Source organism: Paenibacillus cineris (genome assembly GCF_018333335.1).
GTDB classification, from domain to species: domain Bacteria; phylum Bacillota; class Bacilli; order Paenibacillales; family Paenibacillaceae; genus Paenibacillus_AQ; species Paenibacillus_AQ favisporus.
Window position 1 is genome coordinate 45,870 of sequence record NZ_BORU01000009.1, and the last position, 9,514, is coordinate 55,383.

Below are 9,514 nucleotides of genomic sequence, written 5' to 3' on the forward strand. Positions count from 1 at the left end.
TCCACAAATTTATGCACAGCATGTTAACAATAGAATGCTTGTTCGCTGAATAAGCCGAAATTCGGTACAGGGAGGCTCTTTTACGTTGGAAAATCAAACGAAACATCCGCTTCATGTGGATGAGTCTGTGGATAATGATCGTCATGAACACTGGATGCGCGAGGCAATCCACCAAGCCAAATTGGCGGAGGAGTTGGGGGAGGTGCCGATCGGCGCGGTCATCGTCCGCAACGGGGAGATCATCGGGCGGGGCTATAACTTAAGGGAAACGTCCCAGGACGCGACCGCCCACGCCGAGATTGTCGCCATCCGGGAAGCCAGTATAGCCGTACAATCGTGGCGCCTGCTGGACTGCACGCTATACGTCACGCTGGAGCCGTGTCCGATGTGCTCCGGCGCGATCGTCCAGTCCCGCATCCCGCGGGTCGTCTACGGCACCTACGATCCCAAGGCGGGATGCGCTGGAACGCTGATGAACCTGCTGCAGGAGCCGCGCTTCAACCACCGCACCGAGGTCATTGCCGATGTGCTGCAGGAGGAATGCGCTGGGCTGCTGACCCAGTTTTTCCGCAAGCTGCGGGGCAAAGCCTGACGCAAACAAACAGCCCGGCCAGTAACCCTGGCCGGGCTGTTGTGATTCGTAAGGGGCTTGCTTAGTAAGCCGTAGCTCCCATTTTCTCCTGAAGCTGCTCCATCGTAATAACATCCGCTTCTTTTGGAATGCCAATGCTGAAGGTTTGCTTCTCGTTGATCTTGCTGTATTGGCTCGTCGCCTGCAGCGACAGCTTCATGTTGTCCTTCGTTTCCGGATCGTTCATTTCTACGTTCATCACAGCATCCTGATAAGCAGGGAAGTTATTTTTATTGATGGCCGTGTTGACTTCGAACTGGTTGACTTTCAGGTAGTTCTTCAGATCGTTCAGGCCTTTGCTGATTTCATCCTTGCTGTCCGTCGAGTTCAGATCCTTCTTCATATCGTCGATGTCTTCCTGGTTAACGCCGAGCATTTCACGGTACTCATCCTTGCTGATAATATCAAGAATTTTCGGCAGAGCTTTGTTCACCAGAATGTCAGCCGCTTCTTTCACGTTGTCATTGGTTACATAGAATTGAACCACCTGCTTGGCATCCACACCATCCGGGAGGTTAGCATCTTTAACCGCAACGTCTTTGAAATATTTCTTACCGTCATATTCGGTAAACAGGGTATTCATAATTTCGCCGGCGAGCTTCTTCGTCTTTTCGGGATTCATCATGTCGGGGTTAAAGGACGTTCCCTGCTGTTCCGCCAGCTCTTTCATATCGAGTACCAGGAATTTACCTACAACGTCTTCAGGCAGCGGCAGCATCGGGATGCTCGGCACTTTGACGTACAATTTATCTTGGGTCATTACCATCGGAATGTTAAAGCTCATGGACATGTCGCCCTTTAGGTTAATTCCGAGCGTCATCTCCGTTTGTTGTGGATCGTTCTGATATACCCCATCGATCGTCAATTCCGCATTTTTCAGCATGCTCATCACTTGGCTGGCTGCGGCGTTATCAGCACTCGCACTGGTAACCTGCAGATCTTTAATCGTTACCTTGCTCTTCATTTCGTACGATGTCATTTTCATCGCGTTGACGGCCGAAGCCTCCAGCGCTTCCTTCGGTTCCTTCTTGCTGCTGCAGCCTGCAAGCACCACGGTCATTGCCAAGACCAGTGTAAGAATCAGGGCTGCCCATTTCTTCTTCATCACAATCTCTCTCTCCTCTCGTCTCTAAAAAGCAAAAAAATACCCCTTGTAATCATAAACGATATCGTCCGTTACCGGAACCCTTTTTTGGAAATCATTTGGTGAATTTTCATTTTTAACGCAAAAAAAGACATCCTGGCTTTTAGCCGGATGCCTTTTTATACGGGATCTTAAGACCCTTCTCTATTCAAATGACTAACATGATTCCGGTTCTTGACCTTCTTCGATCCGGACAACGGCTCCTGCATGCCGGACCGCTCCCGGTCCCGGTTACGCGGCTGCTGCTCTTGCGCTTCAGGTACCGGAACAGCGTTTGGTTTACTCATCGGCGTTTCCCCCGTATACGTTAGGATGGTTAAGAATGCGGATGCTCCAGGTCGATCGTGTGCTGATGATTGATTTCATCTTCATGCCTGCGATCGTTTCGCTTCTGCTGCAACTGATTTGCCTGATGGCTGTTCACTGCCGTTTGATCCAAATCCTCGACGACATTGCTGAGATTTTTGTCGACACCCGGTTTGGCTTTGGTCATCGTCGTCCCTCTTTTCTTAAGAGTGATGCGTCAAATCGTGAAGGGCTTGGGCGCATTCATGAATTTGGCGGGTGTAATCCTGCGCCATATTCTGAATGACATCCGTGCGTTCGTCTACCGTGCGTCCTTCGCGTTCTACATCCACCAGATCCACTTTAACCTCCCGTGTATCCACGTAGGAGCACTGGAAGTCGAATGAATACTTCGACCGTCCCGCGGTATCGATATGGATCCGCAGCGCCTGGGGATTTGCCTCGTCGGCAAACACCTGTGCCTGGTCGGATGAGTCAAGCGTTTGAGGAAGCTGGGATTGCCAAGCTTGGACCAATTTGTTTTGGTTCAATTCAAAGTCTCGGTTCATGATTGAACACCTCCCCTGCCTTTGTTAATGTGCGGAGGATGCGCTCTTTTTATGCGATAACGGCGTTTGGCAAAAACAAAAAAAGCCGCTCCTGCATAAGCAGAATAGGCTTTGTCATTGGTTTGTTTAAATGGCGGAGGGGATGGGATTCGAACCCATGTGGACTTGCGCCCTAACGGTTTTCAAGACCGCCCCGTTATGACCGCTTCGGTACCCCTCCACGTGGAAAATACATCAGTGTCACGCAACGCGTAACAAAAATATATTACCACAGTTTAATGCTAATATCAACCCTGGCTTTTAGGGACAATAACTTTAACATTGCCCATATAAGGCTGAAGCACATCCGGAACGACCACGCTGCCGTCGGCCTGCTGATAATTCTCCAGAATGGCCGCCACGGTCCGTCCTACGGCAAGTGCCGATCCATTCAACGTATGCACAAACTCAGGCTTGGCCTTAGGCTCAGGACGGAAACGAATATTCGCACGCCGTGCCTGGAAGTCCTCCGTGTTCGAGCAAGAGGAGATTTCCCGGTAAGCACCGCTCTCAGGCAGCCAAACTTCCAGGTCGTACGTTTTTGCCGCCGAGAAGCCCATATCTCCCGTGCTGAGCGCCATCACGCGATACGGCAGCTTCAGCATCTGAAGAACGCGCTCCGCATTTGCCGTCATTTTCTCAAGCTCTTCATAAGAGGAATCCGGATGCACAAGCTTCACCAGTTCCACTTTATTGAATTGGTGCTGGCGGATCAAGCCTCGTGTATCACGTCCGGCTGAACCGGCCTCCGAACGGAAGCAGGAGCTGTAAGCCACGAAGTGCTTCGGCAGATCTTCCACCGATAAAATTTCATCACGGTAATAGTTGGTCACCGGCACTTCAGCGGTCGGGATCAAATAGTAGTCCGTGTCACGGATTTTAAACAGATCCTCTTCAAACTTCGGAAGCTGTCCGGTACCGCGCAGGCTGTCCCCATTGACGATATAAGGCGGAAGCATTTCTTCGTAGCCATGCTCGCTGCTGTGCAAATCCATCATAAAGTTGATGAGCGCACGCTCCAGACGGGCACCGAGCCCCTTGTAGAACGTAAACCGCGAACCCGTAACCTTGGCTGCCGCTTCAAAATCAAGAATGCCCAGGTCCTGGGCCAGATCCCAGTGGGCTTTTGGCGTAAAATCAAACGTCGTCGGCTCCGACCACCGACGCAGCTCCACATTGTCTTCTTCGGACTGGCCGACCGGTACCGATTCGTGCGGAATATTCGGAATGGCCATCGTCAGTTCGGAAATGGATGCTTCCAGTTCGCGCACTTCCTCGTCCATCGCTTTGATCTGGTCGGAAACCTGACGCATCTCCAGAATCAGCTCGTCGGCGTTCTCCCCGTTCTTTTTGCGCTTGGCTACTTCACCGGAAACGGTGTTGCGGCGGTTTTTCAGCGCCTCGCTCTCCTGCAGCAGCTCCCGGCGGCGGGTATCCAGCTCGGGAAATCCGGCAATCAAATCTAGCGACTTGTTCCGGTTTTTGAGCGCCTGCTCCACTCTCGCGAAATCACCGCGTAATATTTTCACATCCAACATTGGACAATTCCTCCTAAAAAGAAAAACGTCTTGTGCGACGTACTTCCATGATGAGACCTGCTTGAATCAAAAAACAACCCTGACCCCTTGAAAGGTATCCTCAGACCGCCGCTCAGGCCGCCAACCGAGGAATACCTTTTACCTAAAGCTTACCCAGGAGGCAGCGTTTAGATATCATCAAAAGAGTCAAGGTGTCATCGTGTTACCATCGTTTATCCTGCTGATTTAAGACGCTTGACTGGCTTTTACCATATCCACAAAATACTGATGGAGCCGGTAATCATCCGTCAGTTCGGGGTGGAACGAAGAGGCGAGCAAATGGCCCTCTCGCGCGGTCACAATCTCGTCGTTATAGGAGGACAGTACGTCGACTCCATCGCCCACACTGCGGATCAGAGGAGCACGGATAAAGACGGCACGAACCGGCTCCTCAATCCCCTTGACGTCCAAATCTGTTTCAAAGCTCTCCCGTTGACGCCCAAAAGCATTGCGCGCCACGGTGATATTCATCAGCCCCAAGTGGGGCTCCTCCTGGCCTTCGATCGACTTCGCCAATACGATCAATCCGGCACAGGTCCCGAAAATCGGCTTGCCTGCCTCCGAAAATTGGCGAATCGCTTCAATAAACCCGTATTTCCGCATCAGCTTGCCGATGGTCGTACTTTCGCCGCCAGGGATAATCAGGCCCTGAACTTGCTCCAGTTCCTCTACCTTTTTAATGGCGATGCCTTCGGCGCCGGCCAGCTCGATGCTGCGAATATGCTCTGCTACGGCACCCTGAAGCGCCAGTACCCCGATTTTCATATGTCCAGCCTTCTCTCTCTTACCAGCCGCGGTCCGACATCCGCTCAGACGGGCTCAGCTTCGAAATCTCAATGCCTTTCATTGGCGCACCCAGGTTTTTGGATACTTCGGCAATCAGCTTGTAGTCATGGTAATGCGTTGTTGCTTCCACGATCGCGCGGGCAAACTTCTCTGGATTATCGGATTTGAAAATACCCGATCCCACGAACACCCCGTCGGCTCCCAAATGCATCATCAGCGCAGCGTCGGCAGGAGTAGCCACGCCGCCCGCAGCAAAGTTAACGACCGGCAGCTTGCCGCTCTCGTGAACACCAAGCAGAAGGTCGTATGGTACGCCAAGGTTTTTCGCTTCGGCATACAGCTCGTCCTTCGACATGCTTTGCACTTTGCGGATTTGACTGTTGATCAGACGCATATGACGAACGGCTTCGACAATGTTGCCTGTTCCCGGCTCGCCTTTCGTACGGATCATCGATGCGCCTTCGCCGATGCGGCGCAGCGCTTCTCCCAGGTCTTTGGCACCGCAAACAAACGGCACGGTGAAGTCCCATTTGTCGATATGAAATACTTCATCGGCAGGCGTCAGAACTTCGCTCTCGTCGAGGTAGTCGACGCCGAGGGATTCAAGCACTTTCGCTTCCACATAATGACCGATACGGGCTTTCGCCATAACCGGAATCGATACGACTTTCATAACCTCTTCTACGATCGTAGGGTCAGCCATACGCGCCACACCGCCGGCAGCACGAATATCTGAAGGAACGCGTTCCAATGCCATAACGGCCGTTGCGCCCGCAGCTTCAGCGATCTTTGCCTGTTCGGCATTCATGACGTCCATGATGACGCCGCCTTTTTGCATTTCAGCCATACCTCTTTTAACTCTCGAAGTTCCCGTTTCCAATGGTTTACGCCTCCCGAAATATATATCATGTAATCCGCCCTTGCCTATGGATGGCAGGATGGTTGCATACTCTGCAGAGCTGCTTTTGTGGACTAAAGCAAAAATCTTATATTGATCTTAAAAAAGATTTTTGATTCCGTCAAATAAATCACCAAACATTTCCTTAATTGCGCGGAAGAACAGGCGCAGCCAGCTGCCCTTCTCCACTTCGTCCGATGTGATCAAATTGACGGTTTTCGTCTGAGGCTTCTCAATCCCATCTGCTTTATAGGTATAAGTGATGGTACCGACCTTGGTTCCCTGCTTGATCGGAGCCACAAGCTTGTCCGCCGGCTCAAGCTGAGTTTTGAAGGTAACGCCTTTGGCATCGGAGCCTTTAGGTACCATAAAGGAGACCGGGGCATCCGTTACGACGCCGACCGAAGTTTTGACGCCTTTTTTGACCTCAACGGAGTCCAGACCTTCAACCTTGGATTTGCCGGCCACGGCCTGCTTGATCTCAAAGTTGTTGAAGCCGTAATCAAGTACCTTGCGGGTCTCGGTAAAGCGCTGTGCTTCCGATTTCGTTCCCATGACGACGCTGATCAGGCGCATCCCATCGCGTTCGGCCGTTCCCGTAAAGCAGTTGCCGGCGTTATTGGTATGACCCGTCTTAAGGCCGTCCAACCCCGGGTAGGCGTAAGCCTTAAAGTTCGGAATATCCTTATTCGCTTCAAGCATCCAGTTCCAATTGATGATCGGATTTTTATCGCGCTCACGGAACTTATAGGATTGGATGGCCGTATATTTGGAAAAATCCGGATGGTCCTGGACGATATGCTTGCCCAGGATGGCAGCGTCCATCGCGGACATGACCGTCTCCCCTTCAGCCGAAGGACGATACTTCTCAGGCATATCCGCACGGTCGAGCCCAGTGGAGTTGATAAAGTGGGCTGTCTTCATCCCGAACTTCTTAGCCGTTTCATTCATTAGCTTGACGAATTCCTGTTCAGACCCGGCTGCATACTCAGCCAGTGCAACGGTAGCATCGTTCGCCGAACCTACCGCCATCGCTATGTACAGTTCCTCAACGGTATGTTGATCATTAGCATCTAAAAAAATACGCGAGCCGATTGTCTTGGAAGCATTATCGCCAACGGTCACGACATCGTCCCATTTAAACTTGCCCTTTTTGACCATATCTGCGATGAGATATTCGGTCATCATCTTGGTCATACTGGCTGGCGGCAGTGGTTGATCCGCGTTCACCGACAAGAGGACTTGCCCCGTCGTTGGTTCGATCAACACGGCGGATCTCACTTGAAGCTGCAAAGACGATACGCTTGGCACCTTGCTGGCCGTAGTAGTCGATGCGGTATTCGTAGTGGTCGTTGTTGCTGTTGTTCCCTCCGCCAAAGCCATGGCCGGTAGAGCGGACAGCATTAACATATTCAATAGCATAACCGAGGCTACGCTCTTTTTGACAAAGTGACGTTTGCGTTTGTGCGAAGATGGTTTCCCCAACTTGCTCCATTTCTTACTCAATGAATTGTTAACTCCCCTCTTGCCCTTAAATCTTACTTGTCTATTCTAACACAGGGTATACTGCAAAAAAAGACAGACAGGCCTAATTTAGGCCTGTCTGTACAAGAAGATGTTGGTTTTGTGCAAACCGTGTCGAATATTACAACGAGTAGTTTGGAGCTTCCTTCGTGATCTGCACGTCGTGCGGATGGCTCTCACGAAGACCCGCACCCGTGATGCGGATAAATTGGGTATCTTCACGCAGCTCCTGCAGATTTTTCGTTCCGCAATAGCCCATGCCTGAGCGGAGACCGCCAATCAGTTGGTGAATCGTGTCGGACAAAGGACCTTTATAAGCGACGCGGCCCTCAATTCCTTCCGGAACGAGCTTCTTGTCGTCATCCTGGAAGTAACGGTCCTTACTGCCTTGTTTCATGGCACTCATAGAGCCCATGCCCCGGTAAACCTTGTAGCGGCGGCCTTGGTAAATTTCCGATTCCCCAGGGCTCTCTTCCGTTCCCGCAAACAAGCTTCCCAGCATAACGGCATGGCCGCCGGCTGCAAGTGCTTTTGTAATTTCACCGGAGTATTTGATACCGCCGTCTGCGATGATCGGCACACCGTATTCCTTGGCTACCGAAGCACAATCGTAAATTGCTGTAACCTGCGGCACGCCGATACCGGCAATAACGCGCGTCGTACAGATCGATCCCGGTCCGATACCCACTTTGACAACCGAAGCACCTGCTTCGATCAGGTCGCGTGTCGCCTCGCCCGTAGCCACGTTGCCTGCAATGATCGTAAGATCCGGGTACAAGCTGCGCAGATGGCGAACCGCATCCAAGATGTTGATATGATGGCCGTGCGCAGAATCGACGACGATGACGTCAACGCCGGCCTTGACCAGAGCTGCGGCCCGATCCAAACCATCCTTGGAAATACCGATAGCCGCACCTACAAGCAGACGTCCTTGTGCATCTTTTGCCGCATTCGGGAACTGAATAGCTTTCTCAATATCTTTAATGGTAATAAGACCTTTTAATGTGTTGTTCTCATCAACCAGCGGCAGCTTTTCAATTTTGTGCTGCTGCAGAATGACTTCGGCTTCTTGAAGCGTCGTACCTACTGGGGCAGTTACCAGATTTTCACGAGTCATCACTTCGGAGATCTTGATGCTGTAATCATGAACGAAGCGAAGGTCGCGGTTTGTAAGAATACCGATCAGTTTGTTATGCTCGTCCACAATCGGAACACCCGAAATCCGGAATTTCGCCATGACCTGTTCGGCATCGGATACGAGATGATCGGCTGTCAGTGAGAAAGGATTGGTGATAACGCCGCTCTCGGAACGCTTAACCCGATCCACTTCCTCCGCTTGCTGTTCAACCGACATATTTTTGTGAATAATGCCGATGCCGCCTTCACGTGCAATCGCAATGGCCAGGGCAGCCTCCGTCACTGTGTCCATCCCTGCACTGATCAATGGGATGTTCAGCTTAACCGAATCGCTTAATCTCGTGGACACATCGACTTCCTTTGGCAGCACTTCGGACTTTCGGGGTACCAGCAAAACATCGTCAAACGTAAATCCTTCTTTAGCAAATTTTTGTTCCCACACTTCGTAATTTCCCCCTCATTTGTCATGTAATGTATTTGTTAAAATCCTTATGCAACAAGGCTTGAAAATCGTTTCTGAAAATATATTATTGCCATCTTAGCAAAGCCCACTCGAAGCTGTCAAGGTAATCAGTCTGGTAAAAATGAGAGGAATCGCCCTTGTCTTGCAGGGGCAAATACATGTCCACTTGAAGCGGACAAGATATGCAAAAGACACCCCATTGGTGGGATGTCCAAAATCATTTCGGTTCATACATGAAACTGGAGGAGGAACTACCTTTAGGTTGCCACGCCCTGAATTGTATCAAATGCTCAATATTCCATTCCAAGGGTTTGAATAAAACAAAAAAACCACCGTCGATGTTATCAACAGTGGTTCTTCGCTTGGCAACGTCCTACTCTCCCAGGACCCTTCGGTCCAAGTACCATCGGCGCTGGAGGGCTTAACGGTCGTGTTCGGGATGGGTACGCGTGGAACCCCTC

10 protein-coding genes, 1 tRNA gene and 1 rRNA gene are annotated in these 9,514 nt (G+C 51.1%); 1 reads left to right on the forward strand and 11 read right to left on the reverse strand.

The genetic code is table 11. The features are described from left to right. Positions 1-85 precede the first annotated feature (85 nt). Positions 86-592 carry a tRNA adenosine(34) deaminase TadA gene (gene tadA / locus KI379_RS33540; RefSeq protein ID WP_256993036.1) on the forward strand — a complete coding sequence of 169 codons (507 nt, stop codon included), beginning with the start codon at positions 86-88 and terminating at the stop codon, positions 590-592. A gap of 61 nt (positions 593-653) precedes the next feature. On the opposite strand, the gene KI379_RS33545 is transcribed toward tadA, so the two are convergent. The 11 genes from KI379_RS33545 to rrf form a co-directional block, all read right to left on the reverse strand. Continuing rightward, positions 654-1,736 carry a hypothetical protein gene (locus KI379_RS33545; protein ID WP_212971519.1) on the reverse strand — a complete coding sequence of 361 codons (1,083 nt, stop codon included), beginning with the start codon at positions 1,734-1,736 and terminating at the stop codon, positions 654-656. A gap of 170 nt (positions 1,737-1,906) precedes the next feature. After that, positions 1,907-2,062: a small acid-soluble spore protein P gene (locus KI379_RS33550; RefSeq protein WP_076176930.1), complete on the reverse strand. Its 156-nt coding sequence runs from the start codon at positions 2,060-2,062 to the stop codon at positions 1,907-1,909. Positions 2,063-2,091: 29 nt separating this feature from the next. Then, the gene (locus tag KI379_RS33555) at positions 2,092-2,268 is read right to left on the reverse strand and encodes a hypothetical protein (protein ID WP_163883141.1); all 177 of its coding nucleotides are present in this window, start codon (positions 2,266-2,268) and stop codon (positions 2,092-2,094) included. 16 nt (positions 2,269-2,284) lie between these two features. Then, positions 2,285-2,629, reverse strand: coding sequence for a hypothetical protein (locus KI379_RS33560; protein ID WP_076176929.1), 345 nt, complete (start codon positions 2,627-2,629; stop codon positions 2,285-2,287). 131 nt (positions 2,630-2,760) lie between these two features. After that, a tRNA-Ser gene (locus KI379_RS33565) sits at positions 2,761-2,849 on the reverse strand. A gap of 67 nt (positions 2,850-2,916) precedes the next feature. Further along, positions 2,917-4,206, reverse strand: coding sequence for a serine--tRNA ligase (gene serS, locus KI379_RS33570; protein WP_212986168.1), 1,290 nt, complete (start codon positions 4,204-4,206; stop codon positions 2,917-2,919). 225 nt (positions 4,207-4,431) lie between these two features. Continuing rightward, entirely contained in the window at positions 4,432-5,010 is a 579-nt protein-coding gene (gene pdxT, locus KI379_RS33575) for a pyridoxal 5'-phosphate synthase glutaminase subunit PdxT (protein ID WP_212986169.1), read from the reverse strand. Between the two features lie 19 nt (positions 5,011-5,029). After that, positions 5,030-5,911, reverse strand: a complete 882-nt coding sequence (gene pdxS, locus KI379_RS33580; protein WP_212986170.1) for a pyridoxal 5'-phosphate synthase lyase subunit PdxS — start codon at positions 5,909-5,911, stop codon at positions 5,030-5,032. Positions 5,912-6,028: 117 nt separating this feature from the next. Then, on the reverse strand, positions 6,029-7,351 hold the full coding sequence (locus KI379_RS33585; RefSeq protein ID WP_212986172.1) for a D-alanyl-D-alanine carboxypeptidase family protein: 1,323 nt from the start codon (positions 7,349-7,351) through the stop codon (positions 6,029-6,031). Between the two features lie 223 nt (positions 7,352-7,574). After that, the gene (gene guaB / locus KI379_RS33590; protein ID WP_076176925.1) at positions 7,575-9,032 is read right to left on the reverse strand and encodes an IMP dehydrogenase; all 1,458 of its coding nucleotides are present in this window, start codon (positions 9,030-9,032) and stop codon (positions 7,575-7,577) included. A gap of 381 nt (positions 9,033-9,413) precedes the next feature. Beyond that, positions 9,414-9,514 (reverse strand): 5S ribosomal RNA (gene rrf / locus KI379_RS33595); the annotation flags it as partial.

Excerpts from the sequence above, each read along its gene's own strand:
- KI379_RS33545 (WP_212971519.1), bottom strand. The coding sequence starts at position 1,736 with ATGAAGAAGAAATGGGCAGCCCTGATTCTTACACTGGTCTTGGCAATG.
- KI379_RS33550 (WP_076176930.1), bottom strand. The coding sequence starts at position 2,062 with ATGAGTAAACCAAACGCTGTTCCGGTACCTGAAGCGCAAGAGCAGCAG.
- KI379_RS33555 (WP_163883141.1), bottom strand. The coding sequence starts at position 2,268 with ATGACCAAAGCCAAACCGGGTGTCGACAAAAATCTCAGCAATGTCGTC.
- KI379_RS33560 (WP_076176929.1), bottom strand. The coding sequence starts at position 2,629 with ATGAACCGAGACTTTGAATTGAACCAAAACAAATTGGTCCAAGCTTGG.
- serS (WP_212986168.1), bottom strand. The coding sequence starts at position 4,206 with ATGTTGGATGTGAAAATATTACGCGGTGATTTCGCGAGAGTGGAGCAG.
- pdxT (WP_212986169.1), bottom strand. The coding sequence starts at position 5,010 with ATGAAAATCGGGGTACTGGCGCTTCAGGGTGCCGTAGCAGAGCATATT.
- KI379_RS33585 (WP_212986172.1), bottom strand. The coding sequence starts at position 7,351 with ATGCTATTGAATATGTTAATGCTGTCCGCTCTACCGGCCATGGCTTTG.